The sequence below is a fragment of the Reyranella soli genome (assembly GCF_007992495.1).
In the GTDB taxonomy this organism is placed as follows: domain Bacteria; phylum Pseudomonadota; class Alphaproteobacteria; order Reyranellales; family Reyranellaceae; genus Reyranella; species Reyranella soli.
Genome location: NZ_BKAJ01000021.1, coordinates 1 through 22,553, shown reverse-complemented (window position 1 = coordinate 22,553; position 22,553 = coordinate 1). Strand labels below are relative to the sequence as shown.

At 66.7% G+C, this 22,553-nt stretch carries 22 protein-coding genes; 9 read left to right on the top strand and 13 right to left on the bottom strand.

Going from position 1 to position 22,553, the window contains the following annotated elements; all coding sequences use genetic code 11:
• The first annotated feature begins 20 nt into the window (after nt 1-20).
• Nucleotides 21-275, top strand: coding sequence for a DUF2798 domain-containing protein (locus tag RSO01_RS06195; RefSeq protein ID WP_147147268.1), 255 nt, complete (start codon nt 21-23; stop codon nt 273-275).
• 3 nt (nt 276-278) lie between these two features.
• Here the strand turns inward: RSO01_RS06195 and RSO01_RS06190 are convergent, their stop codons facing one another.
• Nucleotides 279-836 (bottom strand): cysteine hydrolase family protein, encoded by a 558-nt coding sequence (locus RSO01_RS06190; RefSeq protein ID WP_147147266.1) that lies wholly within the window; start codon nt 834-836, stop codon nt 279-281.
• Nucleotides 837-1,174: 338 nt separating this feature from the next.
• Nucleotides 1,175-2,428, bottom strand: a complete 1,254-nt coding sequence (locus RSO01_RS06185) for an alkaline phosphatase family protein (protein ID WP_170302872.1) — start codon at nt 2,426-2,428, stop codon at nt 1,175-1,177.
• 118 nt (nt 2,429-2,546) lie between these two features.
• Between RSO01_RS06185 and RSO01_RS06180 the strand changes: the two genes are divergently transcribed.
• Both RSO01_RS06180 and RSO01_RS06175 read left to right on the top strand, forming a co-directional pair.
• On the top strand, nt 2,547-3,653 hold the full coding sequence (locus tag RSO01_RS06180; protein WP_147147262.1) for an LLM class flavin-dependent oxidoreductase: 1,107 nt from the start codon (nt 2,547-2,549) through the stop codon (nt 3,651-3,653).
• 440 nt (nt 3,654-4,093) lie between these two features.
• Nucleotides 4,094-5,308: a class I SAM-dependent methyltransferase gene (locus RSO01_RS06175; protein ID WP_147147260.1), complete on the top strand. Its 1,215-nt coding sequence runs from the start codon at nt 4,094-4,096 to the stop codon at nt 5,306-5,308.
• Nucleotides 5,309-5,312: 4 nt separating this feature from the next.
• Here the strand turns inward: RSO01_RS06175 and RSO01_RS06170 are convergent, their stop codons facing one another.
• Together RSO01_RS06170 and RSO01_RS06165 are read right to left on the bottom strand one after the other, a co-directional pair.
• Nucleotides 5,313-5,627: a CcdB family protein gene (locus RSO01_RS06170; protein ID WP_147147258.1), complete on the bottom strand. Its 315-nt coding sequence runs from the start codon at nt 5,625-5,627 to the stop codon at nt 5,313-5,315.
• A complete protein-coding gene (locus RSO01_RS06165; protein WP_147147256.1) occupies nt 5,614-5,886 on the bottom strand; it encodes a type II toxin-antitoxin system CcdA family antitoxin in 273 nt (90 codons plus the stop codon). The genes RSO01_RS06170 and RSO01_RS06165 overlap by 14 nt, the downstream gene beginning before the upstream one ends.
• Nucleotides 5,887-6,070: 184 nt before the next feature.
• On the opposite strand from RSO01_RS06165, the gene RSO01_RS06160 reads away from it, so the two are divergent.
• Nucleotides 6,071-6,343 carry a hypothetical protein gene (locus tag RSO01_RS06160; RefSeq protein WP_147147254.1) on the top strand — a complete coding sequence of 91 codons (273 nt, stop codon included), beginning with the start codon at nt 6,071-6,073 and terminating at the stop codon, nt 6,341-6,343.
• 175 nt (nt 6,344-6,518) lie between these two features.
• Here the strand turns inward: RSO01_RS06160 and RSO01_RS06155 are convergent, their stop codons facing one another.
• Nucleotides 6,519-7,748, bottom strand: a complete 1,230-nt coding sequence (locus RSO01_RS06155) for an MFS transporter (protein WP_147147252.1) — start codon at nt 7,746-7,748, stop codon at nt 6,519-6,521.
• A 71-nt stretch (nt 7,749-7,819) separates the two neighbouring features.
• Here RSO01_RS06155 and RSO01_RS06150 point away from each other — a divergent pair, with 71 nt between their 5' ends.
• Together RSO01_RS06150 and RSO01_RS06145 are read left to right on the top strand one after the other, a co-directional pair.
• Nucleotides 7,820-8,845, top strand: coding sequence for a patatin-like phospholipase family protein (locus RSO01_RS06150; RefSeq protein WP_147147249.1), 1,026 nt, complete (start codon nt 7,820-7,822; stop codon nt 8,843-8,845).
• A gap of 10 nt (nt 8,846-8,855) precedes the next feature.
• On the top strand, nt 8,856-9,761 hold the full coding sequence (locus tag RSO01_RS06145; protein WP_147147247.1) for an ROK family protein: 906 nt from the start codon (nt 8,856-8,858) through the stop codon (nt 9,759-9,761).
• Between the two features lie 31 nt (nt 9,762-9,792).
• Here the strand turns inward: RSO01_RS06145 and RSO01_RS06140 are convergent, their stop codons facing one another.
• The 3 genes from RSO01_RS06140 to RSO01_RS06130 are packed head-to-tail and all read right to left on the bottom strand — an operon-like array spanning nt 9,793 to nt 12,951.
• Nucleotides 9,793-11,244: an AMP nucleosidase gene (locus RSO01_RS06140; protein WP_147147245.1), complete on the bottom strand. Its 1,452-nt coding sequence runs from the start codon at nt 11,242-11,244 to the stop codon at nt 9,793-9,795.
• A 22-nt stretch (nt 11,245-11,266) separates the two neighbouring features.
• Entirely contained in the window at nt 11,267-12,085 is an 819-nt protein-coding gene (locus tag RSO01_RS06135; RefSeq protein ID WP_147147243.1) for an EipB family protein, read from the bottom strand.
• Nucleotides 12,079-12,951, bottom strand: a complete 873-nt coding sequence (locus RSO01_RS06130) for an EipB family protein (protein WP_147147241.1) — start codon at nt 12,949-12,951, stop codon at nt 12,079-12,081. Before RSO01_RS06130 ends, RSO01_RS06135 begins: the two co-directional genes overlap by 7 nt.
• 118 nt (nt 12,952-13,069) lie before the next feature.
• On the opposite strand from RSO01_RS06130, the gene RSO01_RS06125 reads away from it, so the two are divergent.
• Nucleotides 13,070-14,047, top strand: a complete 978-nt coding sequence (locus tag RSO01_RS06125) for a 2-hydroxyacid dehydrogenase (protein WP_147147240.1) — start codon at nt 13,070-13,072, stop codon at nt 14,045-14,047.
• Here the strand turns inward: RSO01_RS06125 and RSO01_RS06120 are convergent.
• The gene (locus RSO01_RS06120; RefSeq protein WP_147147237.1) at nt 14,007-14,564 is read right to left on the bottom strand and encodes a hypothetical protein; all 558 of its coding nucleotides are present in this window, start codon (nt 14,562-14,564) and stop codon (nt 14,007-14,009) included. The two genes, RSO01_RS06125 and RSO01_RS06120, sit on opposite strands and share 41 nt — an antisense overlap.
• A 136-nt stretch (nt 14,565-14,700) precedes the next feature.
• Here RSO01_RS06120 and RSO01_RS06115 point away from each other — a divergent pair, with 136 nt between their 5' ends.
• Nucleotides 14,701-15,606, top strand: coding sequence for an oxidoreductase (locus tag RSO01_RS06115; RefSeq protein WP_174825920.1), 906 nt, complete (start codon nt 14,701-14,703; stop codon nt 15,604-15,606).
• 4 nt (nt 15,607-15,610) lie between these two features.
• Here RSO01_RS06115 and RSO01_RS06110 read toward each other — a convergent pair whose 3' ends face one another.
• The 4 genes from RSO01_RS06110 to aspS all read right to left on the bottom strand — a co-directional run bounded on the left by RSO01_RS06110 (nt 15,611) and on the right by aspS (nt 21,246).
• Nucleotides 15,611-16,594: an ABC transporter permease gene (locus RSO01_RS06110; protein WP_147147233.1), complete on the bottom strand. Its 984-nt coding sequence runs from the start codon at nt 16,592-16,594 to the stop codon at nt 15,611-15,613.
• A 1-nt stretch (nt 16,595) separates the two neighbouring features.
• Nucleotides 16,596-18,095, bottom strand: coding sequence for a sugar ABC transporter ATP-binding protein (locus tag RSO01_RS06105; protein WP_147147231.1), 1,500 nt, complete (start codon nt 18,093-18,095; stop codon nt 16,596-16,598).
• 142 nt (nt 18,096-18,237) lie between these two features.
• Nucleotides 18,238-19,254: a sugar ABC transporter substrate-binding protein gene (locus RSO01_RS06100; RefSeq protein WP_147147229.1), complete on the bottom strand. Its 1,017-nt coding sequence runs from the start codon at nt 19,252-19,254 to the stop codon at nt 18,238-18,240.
• 186 nt (nt 19,255-19,440) lie between these two features.
• On the bottom strand, nt 19,441-21,246 hold the full coding sequence (aspS, locus tag RSO01_RS06095) for an aspartate--tRNA ligase (RefSeq protein ID WP_147147227.1): 1,806 nt from the start codon (nt 21,244-21,246) through the stop codon (nt 19,441-19,443).
• A gap of 134 nt (nt 21,247-21,380) precedes the next feature.
• Here aspS and rnd point away from each other — a divergent pair, with 134 nt between their 5' ends.
• On the top strand, nt 21,381-22,538 hold the full coding sequence (gene rnd, locus RSO01_RS06090; RefSeq protein WP_147147225.1) for a ribonuclease D: 1,158 nt from the start codon (nt 21,381-21,383) through the stop codon (nt 22,536-22,538).
• The last annotated feature ends 15 nt before the right edge of the window (nt 22,539-22,553 follow it).

The window sequence follows — 22,553 nt, the reverse complement described above, 5'->3', positions numbered from 1 at the left end:
AATGGCGAGAGTTGCCTGTGATGAAATCCTTTCCTGCCCGGAAGCTGCCGGCGCGTTATGCCGGCGTCGTCGTGCCGCTCGTGCTGTCGCTGTTCATGATGTTCGTCGTCTCCGGCATCGCCACGGCGCGCAGCCTCGGCTTTTCGCAAACCTTTCCCTCGACATGGTTGGCGGCATGGGGCCTGTCCTGGGTGATCGCCTTTCCCACGCTCCTGCTGGTCATGCCGCTGGTGAAGCGCGTCGTCGCGCTGATCGTCGAGCCGCCCGGCCGGTGATCGTCACCGACCGATCGTGCTCGCCTGCACCGCAATGCTGGTGGTGACCTGGGCGTATTCCCCGTCGAGCAGCGCCAGCGTGAGCTGATGCACGTCCTCGGCGGGCCATAGCCTGCCGGTCAGGTCGCGCTTATCGCACGACCAGCAGGCATCGGCCGGCAAGCGCACGCTGAAGCCGAGGTTGGCGGCGTTGCGTACCGTCGCCTCGACGGAGTTGGCGAGCAGCACGCCGCAGATCACGAGCGAGGGCCGCCCCATCGCCTCCAGTCGCGCGACGAGGTCGGTGCCGATGAAGGCGCTGTGCACCTTCTTGGCGACCACGGTCTCGCCCGGAAAAGGCGCGGTCAGCGGCAGGAACTCGTTGCCGACCTGCCCCGGCCGGAACGGCGAGTCGGGCGAAGTCGAATCGTGTTTCACATGGATGACCGGGCACTTGCGCGCCCGCCACGTCGACAGCAGATGGAAGATGTTCCCCTCGGCCTGCGGGTTGTTACGCGGGCCCCACCTGGGATGGCCCATCGCCTTCTGCTGATCGATCAGGATCAGGACGTCGTCGGTCATTTGTCTCCTCTTCCGGACCGCGAGCCTCCGGCTCGCTCATGATTCTTCCTCAAGCTACTTTCTCTTGCTCCTCTCCCCCCTTGGGCTCCCCTTGGGCAGGGCCATCGCTGATGACTGTAAACCCCCGTCATCCCGAGCGGAGCCGAGCGTAGCGAGGCGCAGTGGAGGGACCTGTTTTGTTGATGCATCGACAAAACAGGTCCCTCCACTGCGCCGCCCTTCGGGCGGCTCCGCTCGGGATGACGGAAAATTGGTCATATGCGATAGCCCTGCCCCCTTGGGGGAAAGGAATATGAATCATGAGCGAGCCAGGAGGCTCACGGTCCGGAAGAGCATGATCAGCTCCGTGGCAGCGGCGCGCCGTCGAAGCCTGTGAGCGGCAATCCGAGATAGTGTGCGATGGTCGGTGCGATGTCCGTCAGGCTGCTCGCCCGCGGCAGAGTCCCTGAGGAGCGGCCGCCGTCATTGACCATCAGGAATGGCCGGGTCTCGTCCGGCCCGAGGCCGCCGTGCTGGCCGCAGCCGATCGGCACGGCCTTGCCTTCCTTCACCATCCAGCGCCGGCCGGGGACGCCGTGGGGATTGGCCTCGTCCTGCCGCGCCGTGTCGACGGCGGCGACCACGCCGTCGGCCGTGAAGCCCTTTGCAACAAGATCGGCGCCGACCAGGACGTCGCCCGCCCACGGCGCGCGGCGTATCGCCTCGACGACGCCGAGCACGCCCGCTCGCCCGCGATCGGTCGCATAGAGCAGCGCCGAGGTGCCCTGCCCCGCCACCGCCACGTCGCCCGTACCCAAAAGTTCCTTCAGGCCGTTCGCCGCCAGCCACTCCTCGACATCGATGCTGTCGCCGATCGTCTCGTGGCCATGGTCGGAGCCGACCAGCAGCAGGATCTCCTCGCCTTCGCCGCGCAGCCGCTCGACCGTCCGATGGACCTCGGCGACACAGCGATCGGCCTGGCGCAACACGTCGAGGTGCGCGGGCGAACCCAGCGGCACGGCATGCAGCGTGTGGTCGGGATCGCAGATCCAGAGGAAGGCCACCGCCGGCTTGGCGTCGCTCAGAACCTCGGCACAGAAGCGCTGGGTCATCGCCCAGTCGCCGGCGGAATCGTGCGTGACCTCGAGGGCGCCGACGCTCTCGCCGCCGGGCGCAAACGAACCTGCACGATGATGGATGTGGCCGAAATGCTCGGGATCGAGGAAGTAGGCCGCCCCCGGCGAGACGTTCGAGAAAGCAATGAAGCCGCCCGCCTCGGCGACGCGCTCGGCAATCGAGGGGACCAGCAGCGTGGCCCCCGTGGCGCGACGCATGTGCGTGCGGAAATCCGGTGCGCCGACGTCACGGACGACGATCCTGCCCTCTTCCATCAGGCCCATGCGATTGCCGTGCAGGCCATGGCGCGCCGGCAGGCAGCCGGTCGAGATCGAGGCGGCCGACACGCGTGTCACCGAGGGGAACACCGCATTATGTTCGCCGCACCACAGACTCGAATCCCGCAGCTCGGTGAGAAACGGCGTCGTCTCGGGCCGCACCCAGTCGCGGCCGAGCCCGTCACAACACACGAAAACCGCCCGTCGAGACTTTGCCATCAGAAAAATTCCTTCACGCGATCCGTTGCCTGCTGTCGGCCGGCAGCCATGCATGCATGGGCTCTTGCGCCGACGGGCCGATGGTAGTCGACTTCGGGCAATAACTCAGGAGGAAACGATGCAATTCGGATATTTCACGATGCCGTCGCATCCGCCGGAGAGGCCGCTCAAGGACGGGCACGAGTGGGACCTGCAGGTCATCCGCTGGCTCGACGAGCTGGGCTTCGCCGAGTGCTGGATTGGCGAGCATCACACCGCTCCCTGGGAACCGCATCCCTCGCCCGACCTGCTGGTGGCGCAGGGCCTGATGCAGACCAAGAACATCCGGCTCGGCCCCGGCGGCTTCTTGCTGCCCTATCACCATCCCGCGGAGCTCGCCAACCGCGTCGCCATGCTCGATCACATTTCAGGTGGCCGACTCAATTTCGGCGTGGCGGCGTCGGGCCTGCCCAGCGACTGGGCGATGTTCAACGTCGACGGCATGTCGGGCGTCAACCGCGACATGACCCGCGAGGCGCTGGAGATCATCCTGAAGCTGTGGAGCTCGCCCGAGCCGTTCGACTACAAGGGCAAGTTCTGGAACGTCAGCAAGCCCGGCGAGATGTTCGGCGTGCTGCGTCCGCATATTAAGCCATTGCAGGCCCCGCATCCGCCGATCGGCGTCGCCGGCCTGTCCAAGGGCTCCGACACGCTGAAGCTCGCCGGCGAGAAGGGCTTCCTGCCGATGAGCTTGAATCTGAACCCCGCTTATGTCGGCAGCCACTGGGAGGCGGTCGAGATCGGCGCGGCCAAGACTGGCCGCAAGCCCGACCGCGGCGAGTGGCGCATGGTGCGCGAAGTGTTCGTTGCCGACACCGACGAGGAAGCGTTCAAGCTCTCGGCCGGCTCCTACATGGGCCGCATGATGCGCGAGTACTTCCTGCCGCTGCTCGGCCAGTTCGGCTTCCTGGATTATCTCAAGCACGATCCGGGCGTCGCCGATTCCGACGTCACGCCGGACTACTGCGCCCGGCACAACTGGATCATCGGCTCGCCCAAGACGGTCATCGAGAAGATCGAGAAGATCTACGACGAGGTCGGCGGCTTCGGCCAGCTCCTGGTCTTCGGCTTCGACTACGCCGACAATCCCAAGGCCTGGCGCCATTCGCTCGAGCTGCTGTCCAAGGAAGTGATGCCCAAGGTGCAGCACCTCAAGCCGGCCAAGGCCAAGCTCGCCGCCGAATAATCCCAGCCGCGAAGGTCGCCCGCCAGCGCACGCCGCCCGACAGCGCGTTTCCTGGGCGACCTTCGGAACTTCTACTACTGGGACTCCTACGAGGCGCCGCTCACGCGCGGCGACCTCGCCATTCACAAGCCGTATCTGTCCCTGTTCGCCCACCATCCGCTGGATCAGGCAGCTTCTGATCCTCCGCGGATGGATCGTACAGCCCTGTGGGCTCCGCGCCACGACGGCAGCCAACTTCGACTCCTGGCGAACGCGTTGACGGCGGGCGGGATATAACGCCGTTCCCGTCCGGTAACGGGTAGGCTCTATCCGTGCCGACACGATCAGCGGATAATGTAACAGGCGACCGACCTCGGGGGGCTGCTGTCTCGCACAGGTCTGTGGCATACAGGCAGCTCGATGTTGTAAATGCCGGCTGTTGCCATCCCCAGGGAGCGAACATGAATGATCAGGCTTCGCCCACGACTGCTGCCGGCGCGCCAAGCGTTTCGGCAGCACCTGCTGCACAGTCTACTGGGCTGGTCGATCGAATCCTGAGCCGCTTCACCCAATCTCAAACTCCCTTCGAGATCGTCTTTCCGGACGGTCGTCGCCGAAGCTTCGGTGACGGCCCGCCAAGCTTCACCCTCACCCTGCGCAACCGCCAGGCCCTGCGTGCCTTTGCCAGCATGGACGAAGGGCGGGTCGGCGACGCCTATGTCGCGGGGCATGTCGACATAGAAGGCGACATGCTGCGGCCCTTCGAGGTCCGCCGGTCGATGGGTGATCGGCATTATGCCGTCACCTTGTGGCGCTTCCTGCAACCTCTGCTGTTCGGCCAGGTGCGGACGAACCGGAAGGCGATATCGGATCACTACGACATCGATTCGGGGTTCTTCCTGAGCTTCCTCGATCGCGACCATCCGATGTACACGCAAGGCATCTACAGCGGACCTGAGGACACGCTGAGCGCCGCGACCGTCAGGAAGTTCGACTATTGTTTCGAGAAGCTCGGCCTGAAGCCGGGAGACCGCATCCTCGAGATCGGTCCGGGATGGGGCGCGTGGTTCATCTATGCCTCGCAGCGCGGGGTCAAATGCACCGGCCTCACCATCTCCAAGGAATCGAAGGCGTATCTCGAGCGCCGCGCTGCCGAGTTGGGGCATGACTGGTCGATCATCGATTGCGACTTCCTGGCTTACGAGACCACGGATAAATACGACGCCATCGTGATCATGGGCGTGATCGAGCATCTGCCCAATTACGGCGCCGTTTGCGCCAAGTTCACGTCGCTCCTGAAGCCGGGCGGTCGGGTCTTCCTCGACGGCAGCGCCTGTACGAAGAAGTACGAGCTGTCGTCGTTCATGGTGAAATACATCTACGGCGGGAACCATTCCTTCCTCGTCCTGCACGACTTTCTCGCCCAGATGGCCCGCACCCCGCTGCGCGTGCGCGAAATGCATGACGATCGTTTCAGCTATTTCCTCACCTTCCAGCAGTGGGCGAGGAATTTCGACCAGAACCGCCAGGAGGTGATCGCCCGTTTCGGCGAATTCAACTATCGCCGCTTCCGGCTTTATCTGTGGGGCGCGGCGTACGAGTTCCTCAGCGGCAGTCTCGATTGCTACCGCATGATCATCGAACGCCCCGTCTTTCCCGGTGACGACGGTCTTTGATCAATCAGATATCGAGGAACAGCCAATCAATGGCATCGACGATCCGGTCGCGAAACCCCCTGAGGTCCGCGACCGGCGTCCTGAGTTCCGAAACGGGCACGCTCGTCATCCACGGCATCAGGACGACGAACTCCTTGCCCGCGAACTCGACAATGGGTGTCAACCTTCCGACAACCGACGCAACCTGCGATCTGGCAGCCAGGAAAGTGATTATTCGTTCGCTGCCTTGTACGGAAATGTCGCTTTGCAAGACCACGACATAGGGGAACGCGCGACGCGCTCGGGGCAGCGGATTGGCAAAAACCTCAAGCTGCATCATCTCGTTCCGCGAGATACTCGCGCAACATCTCCGTCGGTGAGCCGTGCTTCTCGATATAGGCGTTGCAGGCAGCCATATCCTTCTCGATCTCGGCGCGGATCTTCTTCAGAAGGCACGCCTCGAGCGCCTGCGCCAATGCCTCTTCCGCCACCTGAGAAGCATTGATGCCCTCGGCCTTCGCCTTTGCATACAGATCGGAATTCAAGGTCAGGCTGACAGTTCGCTTCTTTGCATTTCGGTCAAACGATGGCTTCCGCATCTTGGCCCGCCTATGTGTCAGGAACACGGGTCTTTAACATGTGTCCGAAGCGCTGCCCGGTCAAGCCTCTGGATAGGATGAAACCAGTGTGTGCGGAAAGCCACCTACCGCCAGAACGGCGCCTGATAGTCGTTGTGGTAGCAGCCACAACACGTGATCCGAGATGCCTGCCAGCCTCCGCACCTTGATCGAACGCGCCGACCGCTTCGTACGCTCCATCGAGAACGCGCGGCGCGAGCCCGATCGTTGGGAGGGCCTGTGCACCCTTCAGGCGTTGGTCGACATCGCTGCTGGACGAACCGACCAAGCCGAAGCGCGTCTGGCTCTGGCCAAAACGCCGCCAATCGTGCGTGTCAGCCCCGATCCACCGCATATCCCGGTCGATTGCCGAGAGCCGACAGCTGCCGAACTGCGCCAAGCTCTCGATCGGATCATGGCTCAGGTGGCTGCCGGCTGATTTGCCCGCCTCGCCCTCAGCTGGCGGCGCGTCACCAAGTCATGCGCAGGCCGGCGGTGAGGACATGGGCACTGTCCTGGCCCGCGATGTTGCCCTCGTAACGGAGATAGGCCGAGGTGGCCTCGGCGATGGCGGTGTCGGCGCCGGCGGTTTTCGCGCCGGCCGCAAATTATGGTCAGGCCGTCTTCGTCGACAGGAACGCAGCGGCAGCGAAGCCCGTGGCTGCAACAAGCATGATCGCTGCCAGCCCCCACAGCACCGGCGTGTAGCCGCCGAACGCTGCCCAGGCGAGAGACGCCAGCACCGGGCCGGCCGCGCGCATCAGGTTGGTCGGCATGGTGAGCGCGCCCGACACGACGCCGTAGCCCTCGGGACCGATGAACTCCGGCACCGCCATGCCGCGCAGGATGGTGATGAGGCCGTTGGCGACGCCGTAGATGATGGCGAACAGGATCAGGCCGTAGACGTCGCTGATGCCCATCGCCAGCATCGCCATGGCGATGGGAAAGGCGAAGTAGATGCCGGCGCCGAGCTGGATGGTGGTGATGTGGCGCTGGCCGACCATCAGGAGCACGCGGCCGACCACCTGCATGGGACCGATCAGGGCGATGATGGCCATGACCACGCCGGTCGGCACGCCGCGATCGTCGAGCAATGGGATGAGATGGAAGCTCATCGCGGAGAAGGCGAGGCCGTAGCCGGCGAAGGCCACGACCAGGCCCCAGAACGCAGGCACGCGCACCGCCGTCGCCAGCGGGCCTTTCTTCGGCTTGCCTTCGGCCGGCGGCTTGGTCTCGCCGATCGGCACAGGCTTTTCCTGTGGCCCGGGAACGAAGAGCCAATGCATGAGTGCCACGACGACGTTGATCGCCGCCAGCACGTCGAGGCTCGCGCGCCAGCCGACGCGCTCGATCAGGAACTGGGTGAAGGGAATGCCGAAGGTGCTGGCCAGCCCGCCGAGGAAGGTCATCAGCAGGATCGCCTGCTTGTAGCGCGGGCCGTAGACGCGGGTGATGACGGCGAAGGCGGGCTCGTAGAGCAGCACGGCCTGGCAGGCGCCCAACCCGATCCACATGGCGTAGAACAGCGGCAACGAATCGATGCGCGACCACATGACCAGGAGCGCGGCGGCCAGCAGCGAGCCGCCGGTCATCAGCTTGCGGCCATGGCCGCGATCGATCCACGCGCCGACCGGGATCGAGCTGAGACCCGCCACCATCAGGCCCGCCGACAGCGCGCCGAACATGCCGCTGCGCGACCAGCCCAGCTCCTGCGTCATCGGCACGACGAACAACGGGAAGGTGTAATAGACTAGGCCCCAGGAGATGAGCTGGCCCAGCGAGAGCATCCACAGGACGGTCGACGGGCGCTTTCGCCACGCCTTCTCCGTCCCGCCCTTGGCCATAATACGCCGCCCTCGCCTCTCTTGTTACAGAATGGTGAAGGTAGCGTCGCGTGCCCGAGGAGGATAGCCGCATGAACGAGACCAGGCGCGTCAATCTCGCGCTGCAAGGCGGCGGCTCGCACGGCGCCTTCACCTGGGGTGTGCTCGATGCGCTGCTCGAGGACGAGCGGCTGGCGATCGAGGCGGTGAGCGGCACCAGCGCCGGCGCCATGAACGCGGCCATCCTGCTGCAGGGCTGGACCAGCGGCGGCCGCGCCGGCGCGCGCACCGCCTTGCGCGCCTTCTGGGAGGAGCTCGGCACGATGTCGATCGCGAGCCCGATCCAGCGCACGCCGCTCGACCGCCTGCAGGGCAACTGGAACATCGACGATTCGCCGGGCGCGCTGTGGGCCGACCTGATCCAGCGCACGCTGACGCCGTGGCAGCGCAATCCGCTGAAGTTCGATCCGTTGCGCGAGCTCTTGCGCCGCCATTTCGACGAGAAGGCGGTGCGCGCCTGCCACGCGATCAAGGCCTTCATCGCCGCGACCAACGTGCAGACCGGCAAGGTCCGCATCTTCACGCGCGAAGAGCTGTCGATCGATGCCCTGCTCGCCTCGGCCTGCCTGCCCAACGTGCATGACGCGGTGGTGATCGACGGCGTGCCGTACTGGGACGGCGGCTTCCGCGGCAACCCGCCGATCTGGCCGTTCATCTACGACAGCGACAGCCACGACGTCGTGCTGGTCGAGGTCGATCCGCCGTCCCGCGAGGGCGTGCCGCGCTCCAACGCCGAGGTCGCCGACCGGCTGAACGAGATCACCTTCGGCGGCGCGCTGATGTCGGAGATGCGCGCCATCGCCTTCGTCCAGGAGCTGATCGACCAGGGCGCCGTCACCGGCGAGTTCAGCCAGCGCCTGAAGCGCCTGTTCATCCATTCGATCGCCGATGCCGCATCGCTGGCGCCGCTCGGCTCGGTCAGCAAGTTCAATATCGAGCCGGCCTTCCTCGAGCACCTCTTCGGGCTGGGCCGCAAGGCCGCAACCGCGTGGCTCGCCACGACGTTCAAGGCGCTCGGCGCCGAAAGCAGCATCGACATCCGCGCGCGATTTCTGTGAAGTGGAGACCATGCGCATCGGCATCGATCTCGGCGGCACGAAAATCGAAGGCATCGTTCTCGACGACAGCGGCAAGGAACGCGCCCGCGTGCGCGTGGCCACGCCGACGGCCACCTACGACGCGACCGTCGAGGGCGTGGCCGCCGTGGTGCGCGAACTCGAGGCCACGGTCGGCGCGCGCTGCCGCGTCGGCGTCGGCCATCCCGGCGCCATCTCGCCCGCCACCGGCCTGATCAAGAATGCCAATTCCACGCAGCTCAACGGCCATCCGCTCGATCGAGACCTGAAGCGCGCGCTCGGGCGCGACGAGGTGCGGTTGTCGAACGACGCCAACTGCTTTGCCGTCTCCGAGGCGGCCGACGGCGCGGGCCGCGGCTGGCCGGTCGTGTTCGGCGTCATCCTGGGCACCGGCGTGGGCGGCGGCATCGTCGTCGAGGGCAAGCCGCTCACCGGCGCCCAGGCGATCGGCGGCGAATGGGGGCACAATGCCCTGCCCTTGCCGCGCGACGACGAGCGGCCCGGGCCGGCGTGCTACTGCGGCCGTAGCGGCTGCGTGGAGTCGTGGCTGAGCGGGCCCGCCTTCCAGGAGCAGTTCGCCAAGAAGACCGGGCAGAAGCTGCGCGCCACCGAGATCGCCGACGCGGCCCGGGCGGGCGATCGCGAGGCGGCCGAGAGCCTGGAGCTTTATTGCGACCGGCTGGCGCGGTCGCTCGCCAACGTCGTCAACCTGATCGACCCGCACGTCATCGTGCTGGGCGGCGGCCTGTCGAAGATGGACGCGCTCTATCGGCGCGTGCCCGAGCTCTGGCGCAACTACATCTTCTCCGAGCCCGACCGCATCGTGACCAGGCTGCAGCCGCCCCTGCACGGCGATTCGAGCGGCGTGCGCGGCGCGGCGTGGCTGTGGCCGGCTTGATGGGAGCGCGGGCCTCGGGCCCGCACTCCGGTTAACGAAACGGCGGCTCGTCGAAGCTGCGGAGCTTGCGGGAGTGCAGCGAGTGGAGTTCGCCGCGCAGCAGGTCGATGGTCTCCAGGCCGATATGCAGGTGCTCGCCGACGGCACGCTGGTAGAAGCGCGTCGCGGCACCGGGCAGCTTGATCTCGCCGTGCAGCGGCTTGTCGGAGATGCAGAGCAGTACGCCGTAGGGCACGCGCAGGCGATAACCTTGCGTGGCCAAGGTCGCGCTCTCCATGTCGACGGCGATGGCGCGGGCATGGTTGATGCGCCGGCGCTCCTGGGTCCAGCGCAGTTCCCAGTTGCGGTCGTCGTAGCTCACCACCGTGCCGGTGCGCAGCCGCCGCTTCAGCGCCTCGCCCCTCTCGCCGGTCACGTGCTCGGCGGCCTGCTGCAGGGCGACCTGGACCTCGGCCAGCGCCGGCACCGGCACTTCCGGCGGCAGCAGGTCGTCGAGGATGCGGTCGCGCCGCATATAGGCGTGCGCCAGCACGTAATCGCCGATGGTCTGGGACTGCCGCAGGCCGCCGCAATGGCCGATCATCAGCCAGCAATGCGGGCGCAGCACGGCGAGATGGTCGGTCGCCGTCTTGGCGTTGGACGGGCCGACGCCGATATTGATGATGGTGACGCCGCCGCTGCCGTCGCCGCGCAGCAGGTTGTAGGCCGGCATCTGGAAGCTGTGCCAGGGCGCGGCGTGCAGCGTCGCATCGGCCGTCGTAATGTCGTCGCCCCGCCGCACGACCCCGCCGCCGGGCAGCACGAGTTGGGTGTAGGGACTGTCGGGCTTGGCCAGCTCCTCCATTGCCCAGGTCAGGAAATGGTCGACGTAGCGCTGGTAGTTGGTCGCGAGGATCCATGGCTGGATCGTGCGCCAGTCGGTGCCCGTGTAGTGCAGCAGCCGGCGCAGCGAATAGTCGACGCGCAGCGCATCGAACAAGGCGAGCGGCCGCGTGCCCCGCACCCCTTCCACCCAGGTGCCGTCGGCGATCTCGTCGCCGACATTGGCCAGCACCGGCGTCGGGAAATGGCGCGCCAGCTCCGACACCGAGAGATCGCCATGGATGAACTCGTCGCCCGCTTCGGTGACGAAGGGATACGGGATCTCCTGGTCGCTGACGCTGACTTCGATGGTGCCGCCGAACTCCTCGGTGAGCGGACGCAGTTGCTCCAGCAGGTACTGGCGGAAGAAGCGCGGTTGCGTCACCGTCGTGGTGTAGCGGCCCGGCGCCTGGAACTTGGCCCAGGCGCGGCGCGTGAAGCGCACGGCGCCGGCCGGCTGCCAGTCGACGCAGAGCTCAGGGTAACGAAAGCGGCTGCGTTCCTCGGCCGTGGGCACGGCGCCCGATTCGGTGAAGCGGGCCAGCGCCTCGCGCAACGCGATGCTCGCCGTCGCATGCAGTTCCTCGAGGCGGTCGACCGCCTGTTCGGGCGTCAGGCTCATCGGGAGCGCCGCGCTCCCGCGCTCACTTGCACTCGGGCTTGGGCAGCGGCTCGAGGCGCGTGATGCGGTATTCGATGCCGCCGTCGCTTTCCTCATGGGTGCCATAGAGCTCGACGCCGTTGTCGAGCGTCACGCTGCTCATCTCATAGGCGGGCTCGCCCTGCCCCTTGCCGTCGGCCTGGGCGTCGAAGAAGCCGGCGCGGTAGTAGATGCGGGTGCGGCCGTCGGCCAGCTGCTCGCCGCCCTCGGGGATCTTCACGTCGGCGAGGCGCTTGGGCAGCTTGCCGATCAGGATGTTGACCGACTGCGGCGGCTTCACCTTCTCGCCGAAGAAGAACTGGGCGTCGAAGCCCTGCTCGCCTGCCTTGGCCTGCCGGATCGTCTCGCGCGCAATGGCGACCGGGAACAGCGTGGTTGCCGGCAGCGCCACGCTCTGGCCCTCGGGATCGGTGAACCGCGCCTCCCCCTTGCCGTCCTCGCCGATCAGCGCCTCGCCCTTGACCACGCTGGTCTGGCGCCCGCCCGCGGTGGTGCGGTGATCGAAGCGCAGCTTCTTGCCGTCGCGGCTCTCGGTCATCTGCGACTGCTGCTCACTGGCCACCGCGCCGCGCCCGCCGGCCGTTTCCAACCGCAACCGCTGGTTCACGACATAGCCGCCGTCGCAGGTGAGCTTCAGCTCGTAGGCATAGGTGCCGGTCGTGCCGGTGCCCGGCTTGCCGCGATCCAGTGCGGAGACCGCGTAGACGGCGCGATGCGGCGCGAAGTCCTGGGCGGCCGCGGGCGCCAGCGTGGCAGCAGCCATCAGCAGGGACATCGGTGTCAACAGACGGATATTCAGCATCGCGGCCTCGGGAGGGCTTGGATTTGGACCAGGCGAGCATCCACTGCGAAATCGCCGTAGTCGAGCAGCATCGAGCGGGCAACCCCGTTGGCCAGCAGATCCAGCGCCAGCTCGTATTCTGGATTGGCCGTGCCCTGGTCGCCTGCGGCAAAAAAGGCAAGCCGCACGCCCCATGATTGTTGGCGCAACAGGCCGACATCGCCACGGACGGACGGCGCGCCGGCGCCGCGGGGCGGCTTGCCGATCACGGCGTTGACCGTGAAGGCGCCGTCCAGCCGGGCCCCGTCGAACACGCTGTAGGACACGGATTTGTCGCCGTTGCGGGCATGCCGGATGATCAGGGCGAGATGGGTGGTGGGGAAGAGCGTGCCGGCCGGCAGGTCGAAGCTCCTGATCTCGGGCAGCGAGAACGAGGCCCGGCCCTTGCCGCCGGAGCCCTCCAGATCGGCGTGGCCGCGCAGCTCCTCCTCGACCTCCTGGTCCTGGATGTTGCGCACGCTGAAGCGCAGCCCCAGCCCGTCCTTGGTCTCGTAGCTGGTGAAGCTCGAATCGGTGTCAAACTCTTCGCCGTCGTTGCGCAGGAACTTCAGCTTGATGCGCTGCTTGACCTCCCACGCGTCGCAGGAATCGACCATCTCCAGCACCATGCGGCCGCTGACCTCGACGATGCCGCTGTTTGGCCGGGCGACATTGAGCTTCATGTCGTAGGTTGCGCGATGCGGCATCAGCACGACGTCCTGCTGCTGCGCCAGTTGCTGCTGAGCGTCGGCGACCCTTATCCACAGGCCCAGCAACAGGAGGGCGCAGACAGCGGCGAGTGGAGCCGCGATCTGGACGCGGGAACGGCGAAAACTAAGCGTGTTCAACGGACAATGGCAGGAGGCTAGGCCTTGTAGCCGGGCGCCTCAGCGTAATATCCATGCCCAGAGATTGCCAGAATCATCGCTGCGGCATGGCGGCCGCATAGGGGAGGATTACCGTCTAATGACCACAGGCAAACCTCGGGTTCTCGCCACCCGGCATTTTCCGCCCGACGTCGAGGCCCGGCTGGCGGCGAATTTTGACGCCGTGCTCAACCCCGAGGACCGGCTCTATGACGGACCAGCCCTGATCAAGGCCGCCCAGGGTTGCGACGGCATCATGTGCGCGGCGGGCGATCCCCTGAACGCCGAGACCATCGCTGGCCTGCCGGTTTCGCTGCGCATCATCGCGACCTTCTCGGTGGGCTACGAGCATGTCGACGTGGCGGCCGCCGCCAAGCGCAGCATTCTGGTCTCCAACACGCCCGACGTGCTGACCGACGCCACCGCCGACATCGCCCTGCTCTGCCTGCTGGGCGCCGCCCGGCGCGCCCATGAAGGCACGACCATGCTCAGGACCCACAACTGGGTCGGCTGGACGCCCACCCAGCTCATGGGCGTGCATGTCACCGGCAAGCGACTCGGTATCCTGGGAATGGGCCGCATTGGCCAGGCAGTGGCTGACCGGGCGCGGGCCTTCCGCATGCAGATCCACTACTCCAACCGTTCGCGCCTGCCGGCCGACCTCGAGAAAGGCGCGGTCTTCCATGCCAATCCCGACGATATGCTGCCGCATTGCGACTTCCTGTCGATCAACGCGCCGATGACCGCCGCGACGCGCAAATGGGTCAATGCCGAGCGCATCGCCAAGCTGCCCAAGGGCGCCATCGTGGTGAACACGGCGCGCGGCGGCGTGGTCGACGACGAGGCGCTGATCGCGGCGCTGAAGAGCGGGTGGCTGGCCGCCGCCGGCATCGACGTGTTCGACGGCGAGCCCAAGATCCACCAGGGCTACTACGGGATCGAGAACGCCTTCCTGCTGCCACACATGGGCTCGGCCACGGTCGAGACGCGCAACGCCATGGGCTTCAAGGCGCTCGACAACCTCGAAGCCTTCCTGCTCAGGAAGCAGGCGCCGCCGGACGCGGTGCAGGCTTCTTGACCGAGTGCTTCTTGGGCTTCTTCGGCTTGGCCGCCGGCGGCGGTGACGCAGGCGGCGACTCGGCAACGGCCGCAGGCGCGGCATCGTTCGAGCCCTGGGCAACGGCAGTCACGGGCGCTGAAGGCGCAATCGGGGCCGGCGGCGTTGCCTTGTAGGAGGCAGCGTCCCAGCTGGTCGCCGGCGCGTCGGCCGCGGTTCGCAGCGGCGGCGCATAGTGCACGCCATCTTCCGCCACCATGCGCTGCGGATCGTCGTAGTCGACTTTGTAGGGGTCCTTGTCGCCCTCGCGCGGCTTGCACACGGCGCGTCCCTTGATGACCCGCCACAGCGCGCAGTCCTGCTTGGACACCATGGAGATCATGTGATCGCCGGAGGTCTTCTCGCTTGCCACCAGCAACCCGCCATCGGCGGCGTAGCTTGCTCCCGACACTGCCAGCGGCACGCCGCAGGCTCCGGTCATCAGGCCTGCGCCCACGACCAGCGACAGCGTAATGAAAGGGAGCCGAGAAAAGCTCATATTTGACTTTATATAAATGCAATAATGCATTGAATATATTTGCATTTTTTTATTCAGTCAACCTGAAGAGGCCCCTACCATCCATAGTCGTCGAACGCCGTTTCGCCCTCTACAAGTCGACACGAGGAGCTTGGCAATGAGCGGATTCACCGAGACCGATGTCGCCGACCAGTCCGGCAAGTGCTTCATCGTCACCGGCGCCAATACGGGCATCGGCTTCGAGGTGGCGCGCGTGCTGGCGGCGCGCCGGGCCCGGGTGCTGCTCGCCTGCCGCGACAAGGCGAAGGCCGAGGCGGCCATCGCTCGGATCGGCGGCCTGACACCAGGCGCTGACCTGGCCTTCCTGCCGCTCGACCAGGCGGATCTCGACAGCGTGCGCGAGGCGGCCGAACGGGCGGCAAAGGAGCCGCGCATCGACGTTCTGATCAACAATGCCGGTGTGATGCGTCCGCCGCTGATGCGGACCAGGCAAGGTTTCGAATTGCAGTTCGGCGTCAACCATCTTGGCTGCTTTGCGCTCAGCATCTTGCTGCTGCCTACATTGGCGAAGACGGCCGGGGCGCGGGTCGTCGTCACCGCCAGCATCGCCCACCGGCGCGGACGCATCGTCTGGGACGATCTCAACGCCGAGAAGAGCTACGACAGGTCCCAGCGCTATGCCGACAGCAAGCTTGCCAACATGCTGTTCTTCTTCGAGCTGGACCGTCGGCTGCGCGCGGCAGGCTCTCCCGTGACCGCGGTCGGCTGCCATCCCGGCGTCGCGGCGACCGATCTGGGGCGGCATATGGGACCGCTCCAACTGCTGATCCCTCTGGTCGGCATGGCCCTCAACACCGCGGCCATGGGCGCCTGGCCCGCGCTCCAGGCCGCAACGGCGTCCGTGACCCCGGGCGGCTACTACGGCTCGATCGGGTTTGGCGACATGCGCGGCCCCTCCGGTCCGGCGCCCCGGACCACGCAGGCGCAGGATCGCGAGCTCGCACGCCGTCTCTGGGACGTGTCCATCGCGATGACCGGGATCGACCCCGGCCTGCCGCCGTGAGCGTTCAGGCCGACTCTCGCACCTTCTGGACGTAGACATTGATGATCAGCGCCGCCAACAGGATGAGGCCGCGGATCAGGATCTTCAAAAAGCTGTCGATCTGGATGTGGTCCAGGCCGTTGTTCAGCACGCCCAGGATCAGGAGACCTATGATGGTGTTGCCGATGCCGCCGCGGCCGCCGAACAGGCTGGTGCCGCCCACCACGACGGCGGCGATGGCGTCGAGCAGGTAGCCGTCGAACTCGTTCTGCTGGGCGCTGCCGAAATGGGCGACGCCCAGCATGCCGGCGACGCCCGAGCACATCGCCGAGATGACGATGACGGCGCCCAGCACCAGCTTGACGTTGACGCCGGCATACTCGGCCGCTTCGCGGTTGCCGCCGACCATGTACACGTAGCGGCCGAAGCGCGTGTAGGTCAGCACCAGGTGCCCGGCCAGCAGGAACGCCGCAGCCACCAGCACGAGGCAGGGAATGCCGGCCACCCTGCCCGCTCCCAGCAGGGAGACGAGGTCGGGCACGGCATAGGCGATCTGGCCGCGCACCAGCAGGGCCGAGATGCCGGCGCCGATCTGCATCATGGCGAGCGTCATTATGAAGGACGGGATGCCGATCAGCGTGATCCCGGCGGCATTGACCAGGCCCAGCATGAAGCAGCCGATCAGCGCCAGGATGATGGCGGCGAAGCCCGGCAGCGGCACGTTGGCGATGTTCACGTAGCCTTCCTGCAAGGTGAAGTACGCGACGGCGATGCCGGTGACGTTGGCGATGGCGGCGACCGACAGGTCGATCTCGGCGCACAGGATCACGAAGGTAAGGCCGACAGCGATGATCCCCGTCACCGAGATCTGGGTCAGGATGTTCGCCGCATTGTCCAGTGACGCGAAGGACCCGCTGGTCAGGCAGAAGAAGGCCACGAGCACGATCAGGGTGGCGAACGGCGCGATGATGCGCATCTGGTTGCGCAGGAAGACCCTCATCGCCGTCATGTCACGCCGCCTCCAGAAGCTGGTCCTTGCTGACAGTGCGCCCCGCGAATTCGTGCACGATGCGGCCCTTCTTCATCACCACGATGCGGTCGGCCAATGACAGCACGGTCTCGGGCTCGGTCGACAGAACGACGACGCCCATGCCCTGTTCGCGCAGGCCTTTGACGATGCGCACGACGTCCTCCTTGGCCCCGACATCCATGCCGCGCGTCGGCTCGCTCAGCACCAGCACCTTGGGCGGCCAGGTCAGCCACTTGGCGAGCGCCACCTTCTGCTGGTTGCCGCCCGACAGGCTGCCTAGAAGCGTCTCGACCGTCGGCGGCCGGATCGACAGCGACTGGACATGTCGGCGGGCGATGTCCTTCTCGACCGAGGGCCTGAGCAGCAGGCGGCCGATGCGGCCCAGCACGCTGATCGACATGTTCTTGTAGACCGGCTCGGTGTGGAAGAGCATCGAGCGACGGCTTTCCGGCACGAAAGCGATGCCGGCGCGGCAGGCCTCGGCGGTGCTGCGCGGCCGCAGCACCTTGCCGCCGATCGACATCGTGCCGGCATCGGCGCGGAGCTTGCCGAACAGCGTGCGCGCCAGCTCGATCAGGCCGCAGCCCATGTAGCCGTAGATGCCCAAAACCTCCCCTGCCCTGACGTCGAGCGAGACGTCGGCGAAGGCGCGACCGGCCGCCAGACCGCGCACATCGAGGACGACCGGCGCGTCGGGCTTGCTGTAGAGGGCAATGGCACCGGTGTAGCTGCCTTCCAGCTCCTCGTGACCGCGGCCGATCATGCGCTGGATCAGCCAGCCCTTGTCGATGGTGCCGGCCGCTTCGGTGGCGATGAGGCGCCCATTGCGGAAGATCGTGACGGTGTCGGAGATTGCCAAAACGTCGTCGAGGAAGTGCGAGATGAAGACGATGCTGCGGCCGCTGGCGCGCACGCCGCGCAGCACCTCGAACAGGCGCTGGACCTCGGGCGGCGAGAGCGCCGAGGTCGGCTCGTCGAGGATGACGATGCGGGCGCCCGAGAACAGCACGCGGGCGAGCTCGATCAGCTGCTGCAGGCCGATCGCCAGCGAGCCCATGCGCGCGCCCGGGTCGACATCGATGCCGAGGCTGGCGAGGTGCCGGCGGGCGCCGTCCATCATGGCGCGCCAATCGACGATGCCGCCCTTCGTCGGCTGCTGGCCGAGATAGACGTTCTCGGCCACGCTGAGGTCGGGCACGACGCTCAGCTCCTGATGGACCATGCCGATACCGGCCGCCAGCGCCTCGCGCGGCGAGCGGAAATGCACCGGCCGGCCGTCGATCGCCATGCGGCCGTCGTACTGGCCGTGCAGGCCGGCGATGATCTTCATCAGGGTTGACTTGCCGGCGCCGTTCTCGCCGACCAGGCCGTGGATCTCGCCCCGGCGCAGCACGAAGTCGACGTCGCGCAGGGCCGCGACGCCGCCGAACGACTTGGAGATGCCGCGCAGTTCCAGCGGCGGCGCGGCTTCTTCCGTCATGCGCACAGATGCTCCCAAAGGCACACCTCATGCTGAGGAGCGGCCCACCGGGCCGCGTCTCGAAGCATGGGCCCAGGCACCACGCCTGAGGCCACCCTTCGAGACGCACCGTTGCGCGGTGCTCCTCAGGGTGAGGCCATCGTCAGATCAGGAAGTGATCCTGCATCCACAGCATGCCGGCGGCGTTCTCCTTGGTCACCACCGGACCGTCGGTGACGATGCTCTTGGGAATGCCGCTGCCCGCCTTCTCGCCGGCCGTGACGGCGGCCACGCCGGCGATGATGGCGCCGCCATGGATGCGGCAGCTCGGGTTGCGCACGGTGGCGTACATGCGGCCGTCGGCGACCGCGTTGATGGCCGGCGGCATGGCGTCGACGCCGCCGATCAGGATGTTGGTGCGGTTGCGCGCCTTCATGACGTTGTAGGCGGCAAGCGCCATGTCGTCGTTATGGAAGAACGCCGCGTCGATCTGCGGGTACTTGGTAAGGTAGGTCTCCCACAGGCGCGCCACCTTGGTGACGTCCCAGTCCGCTGGCTGGGTGTCGAGCACCTCGATGCCGGGATACTGCTTGACCACGGCGTTGAAGCCCTTGGCCCGGCCCTGCGCGCCGGTGTGGCCGAGCGCGCCCTGGGTCATGATGACCTTGCCCTTGCCGCCGAGCTTGGCGACCAGCGCCTGGGTCACCGACGCACCCATGAACTCGTTGTCGGGGGCGAGGAAGCTGTGGACGTTGATCTTGTCCAGGGGCGCGATCAGCGTATCCATGTCGATCACCGGCGTGCCGCCGTCGATCATCTTCTGCACCGGCTGGGTCAGCGTGCCGATGCCGAAGGCCTGGATGGCGACGAAGTCCCATTTCTGCGAGGCCATGTTGTCGACCGCGGCGCGCTGCTTGACGGCGTCGAGCTGGCCGTCGAACCACGTCACGTCGACATTGAACAGCTTGCCCCAGTACTCGGCCGCGGCCTTGCCCTGGGCGCACCAGGTAGCCTGCAGCCCGGCATTGGAGAACGCAGCCTTCAGAGGCTTCTCCGAGCGGCCGGCCGCGACGCCGGCCAGGGCCGGGGTCACGCCGATCATGCCGAGCGTCGCCGCCGCTCCTCCGACTGTCGCGACGGTGAGAAAGTCACGCCTTGTCCTGTCGAACGTGTCCGTCATCGCTTCCTCCGTAGTGAATCGGTCGAATGCCGATATTCACGCGAGTCTGACAGCGAGGACTTTCACCGGCAAGGCGATGCGCTACCCCGTCAGGGGCAGTCAGGTAGTCATTTCATGCTCTTCCGGACCGCGCGCGTCCTCGCGCGCCTTATGATCATGAGCGCGCGGGACGCGCCGTCCGGAAGACTATGAACCCTTCTTCGGCGGCAGGCGCAGCGCGATGGACAGCTCGCGCAGCTTCTCCATCGGCAGCTCGGTCGGTGCATCCATCATGAGGTCGACGGCCTGCTGGTTCATCGGGAAGGTAATGACCTCGCGGATGTTGGGCTCGTCGGCCAGCAGCATGACGATGCGGTCGACGCCGGGCGCGGCACCGCCGTGCGGCGGGGCGCCGTAGCGGAAGGCGTTCAGCATGCCGCCGAAACGCTGCTCGACCTGTTCCTTGCTGTAGCCTGCGATGCCGAAGGCCTTGTACATGATGTCGGGCTTGTGGTTACGGATCGCCCCGGAGCACAGCTCGATGCCATTGCAGACGATGTCGTACTGCCAGGCATTGATGGTGAGCGGATCCTGCGTCTCCAGCGCCTCCAGCCCGCCCTGGGGCATCGAGAACGGGTTGTGGCTGAAGTCGATCTTCTTCGCCGTCTCGTCGTACTCGAACATCGGGAAGTCGACGATCCAGCAGAACTCGAAGGTGTCCTCGGCGATCAGGCCCATCTCCTGGCCAACCTTGGTGCGCGCCTGGCCGGCGAACTTCCAGGCTGCCTCGGGCTTGTCGGCGATGAAGAACACCGCGTCGCCATCCTCGGCGCCGGTCAGCGCCTTGAGCTTGGCCAGGCGGTCGCCGGTCACGAACTTGGCGATGGGGCCCTTGCCCGCGCCGCCCTCGAGCACGATGTAGCCCAGGCCAGGCTTGCCCTCGCCTTGCGCCCAGGAGTTCAGCTTGTCGAAGAAGCTGCGCGGCTGGCCGGAGGCCTTGGGCGCACGCAACGCGCGCACCACGCCGCCGGAGGCGACGATGCTGGCAAACACCTTGAAGTCCGAGCCGGCGAAGACCTCGCCGGCATCGACGATCCTGAGAGGATTGCGCAGGTCGGGCTTGTCGGTGCCGTAGGTCAGCAGCGCCTCGGCATAGGGAATGCGTGGGAACGGCCACTTGGTGACCTGGCGCGGGGTCTCGCGGCCGAACCCGGCGAACTCCTCGAACACGCCGCCCAGCACCGGCTCGATGGCGGCAAAGACGTCGTCCTGCGTCACGAAGCTCATCTCGAAGTCGAGCTGATAGAACTCGCCCGGCGCGCGGTCGGCGCGCGCGTCCTCGTCGCGGAAGCAGGGCGCGATCTGGAAGTAGCGATCGAAGCCCGACACCATGAGGAGCTGCTTGAACATCTGCGGCGCCTGCGGCAGCGCATAGAACTTGCCGGGATGCAGCCGGCTCGGCACGACGTAGGAGCGCGCGCCCTCCGGGCTGTCGGCCGTCAGGATGGGCGTCTGGAACTCCATGAAGCCCTGCTCGATCATGCGCCGGCGCAAAGACGCGATGACCTGGCTGCGCAGGATGATGTTCTTGTGCAGCTTGTCCTTGCGCAGGTCGAGGAAGCGGTATTTCAGCCGCAACTCCTCGGGCGTGGTGTCGTGCTCGGCAAAAACGGGGATCGGCAGGGTCTCGGCCATCGACTGCACGACCATCTCCGCGGCGTCGAGCTCGACGGCGCCGGTGGCGAGCCTGGGGTTCACCGTGGAGGGCTCGCGCGCCACGACCTTCCCGCTCACCGTGATCACGCTCTCGGTGCGCACGGCTTCGGCGGTCTTGAACACCGGGCTCGAAACGTCCACGACCACCTGGGTCACGCCATAGTGGTCACGCAGGTCGATGAACAGCAGATTGCCGTGGTCGCGCTTGCGCTGCACCCAGCCTGAAAGACGGGCCTGCTGGCCGACATGCTCGGGCCGCAACTGACCGCACGTATGGGTTCTGTAGACGGAAGACATCACGCATTTTCCGGGTTTTACGGGCCGGCAAAAGGCACGGAATGTAAGGGCAAGTCAAGCAAATGGCCGGCAAACCGGGCTTGGTTTTGCGTCACCTTTGCCCCCCGCCGTTCCCGGGTCTATAGATCGGTTTAATGAAGCTCATCACCACGACCGACGAATTGGCGGCCTTCTGCAAGCCCCTGGCCGACACCGAGTTCATCGCCGTCGACACCGAGTTCATGCGTGAGCGGACCTATTGGCCCAAGCTCTGCCTGGCGCAGGTGGCGGGGCCTGAAGACGCGGCCGCAATCGACGCCCTGGCCGACGGAATCGACCTCGGGCCCCTCGACGAGCTGATGGCCAACCCCAAGGTCCTCAAGGTCTTTCACGCCGCCCGCCAGGACCTGGAAATCTTCTACCTGCGCATGAACAAGGTGCCGCAGCCCCTGTTCGACACCCAGGTGGCGGCCATGGTGTGCGGCCACGGCGAGGCCGCCTCCTACGAATCGCTGGCCACCAAGCTCGCCAAGGCCAAGATCGACAAGTCCAGCCGCTTCACCGACTGGAGTCGTCGGCCGCTCAGCGAGCGGCAGATTGCCTATGCGCTGAGCGACGTCACGCATCTGCGCATGGTCTATGAGAAGCTGAAGCGACAGCTCGACAAGACCGGGCGGTTCTCCTGGATCACCGAGGAGATGGCGGTGCTGAACGAGCCGGGCACCTACCGCGCCGATCCCGAGCAGGCCTGGCGCCGGCTGAAGCCGCGCGGTGCCTCGCCGCGGCTGCTCGGCACCTTGCGCGAGGTCGCGGCCTGGCGCGAGCGCACCGCCCAGCGCATCGATATCCCCCGCCAGCGGCTGCTGCGCGACGAGCAGCTGCTCGAGATCGCCAGCCACGCGCCCAAGAACACCGAGGAGCTCGCCATGACGCGCGGGCTCGGCCGCGGCTTCGCCGAGGGCTGGCAGGGGCGAGAGCTCCTGGAGGCCATCGAGAAGGCGCGCAAGCTGCCCGATGCCGAACTGCCGACGCGCGACCGGGCGCCCGAGCAGCTTCGGGCGCCCTCCGCCGTCGTCGACCTCTTGCGCACGCTGCTGCGGCTCAAGGCCGAGGAAGCGGGCGTAGCGGCGCGGCTGGTCGCCAGCGCCGACGAGCTCGATCGGCTGGCCGCCGGCAAGCGCGACGTGCATGCGCTCGACGGCTGGCGCCGCGAGATCTTCGGCTCCGACGCGGTGAACCTGATCGAAGGCCGCCTCGCGCTCGCGCTGTCGGGCGATCAGCCCAAGCTCATCCCGATCGCCAAGGAAGGCTGATTGGGAGCGCGGGCC

Excerpts from the sequence above, each read along its gene's own strand:
- RSO01_RS06115 (WP_174825920.1), top strand. The coding sequence starts at position 14,701 with ATGAGCGGATTCACCGAGACCGATGTCGCCGACCAGTCCGGCAAGTGC.
- RSO01_RS06165 (WP_147147256.1), bottom strand. The coding sequence starts at position 5,886 with ATGCGGAAGCCATCGTTTGACCGAAATGCAAAGAAGCGAACTGTCAGC.
- RSO01_RS06195 (WP_147147268.1), top strand. The coding sequence starts at position 21 with ATGAAATCCTTTCCTGCCCGGAAGCTGCCGGCGCGTTATGCCGGCGTC.
- RSO01_RS06185 (WP_170302872.1), bottom strand. The coding sequence starts at position 2,428 with ATGGCAAAGTCTCGACGGGCGGTTTTCGTGTGTTGTGACGGGCTCGGC.
- RSO01_RS06190 (WP_147147266.1), bottom strand. The coding sequence starts at position 836 with ATGACCGACGACGTCCTGATCCTGATCGATCAGCAGAAGGCGATGGGC.
- RSO01_RS06140 (WP_147147245.1), bottom strand. The coding sequence starts at position 11,244 with ATGAGCCTGACGCCCGAACAGGCGGTCGACCGCCTCGAGGAACTGCAT.
- RSO01_RS06150 (WP_147147249.1), top strand. The coding sequence starts at position 7,820 with ATGAACGAGACCAGGCGCGTCAATCTCGCGCTGCAAGGCGGCGGCTCG.
- RSO01_RS06100 (WP_147147229.1), bottom strand. The coding sequence starts at position 19,254 with ATGACGGACACGTTCGACAGGACAAGGCGTGACTTTCTCACCGTCGCG.
- RSO01_RS06110 (WP_147147233.1), bottom strand. The coding sequence starts at position 16,594 with ATGACGGCGATGAGGGTCTTCCTGCGCAACCAGATGCGCATCATCGCG.
- RSO01_RS06120 (WP_147147237.1), bottom strand. The coding sequence starts at position 14,564 with ATGAGCTTTTCTCGGCTCCCTTTCATTACGCTGTCGCTGGTCGTGGGC.
- RSO01_RS06180 (WP_147147262.1), top strand. The coding sequence starts at position 2,547 with ATGCAATTCGGATATTTCACGATGCCGTCGCATCCGCCGGAGAGGCCG.
- RSO01_RS06155 (WP_147147252.1), bottom strand. The coding sequence starts at position 7,748 with ATGGCCAAGGGCGGGACGGAGAAGGCGTGGCGAAAGCGCCCGTCGACC.
- RSO01_RS06105 (WP_147147231.1), bottom strand. The coding sequence starts at position 18,095 with ATGACGGAAGAAGCCGCGCCGCCGCTGGAACTGCGCGGCATCTCCAAG.
- RSO01_RS06170 (WP_147147258.1), bottom strand. The coding sequence starts at position 5,627 with ATGATGCAGCTTGAGGTTTTTGCCAATCCGCTGCCCCGAGCGCGTCGC.
- rnd (WP_147147225.1), top strand. The coding sequence starts at position 21,381 with ATGAAGCTCATCACCACGACCGACGAATTGGCGGCCTTCTGCAAGCCC.
- aspS (WP_147147227.1), bottom strand. The coding sequence starts at position 21,246 with ATGTCTTCCGTCTACAGAACCCATACGTGCGGTCAGTTGCGGCCCGAG.
- RSO01_RS06145 (WP_147147247.1), top strand. The coding sequence starts at position 8,856 with ATGCGCATCGGCATCGATCTCGGCGGCACGAAAATCGAAGGCATCGTT.
- RSO01_RS06135 (WP_147147243.1), bottom strand. The coding sequence starts at position 12,085 with ATGCTGAATATCCGTCTGTTGACACCGATGTCCCTGCTGATGGCTGCT.
- RSO01_RS06175 (WP_147147260.1), top strand. The coding sequence starts at position 4,094 with ATGAATGATCAGGCTTCGCCCACGACTGCTGCCGGCGCGCCAAGCGTT.
- RSO01_RS06125 (WP_147147240.1), top strand. The coding sequence starts at position 13,070 with ATGACCACAGGCAAACCTCGGGTTCTCGCCACCCGGCATTTTCCGCCC.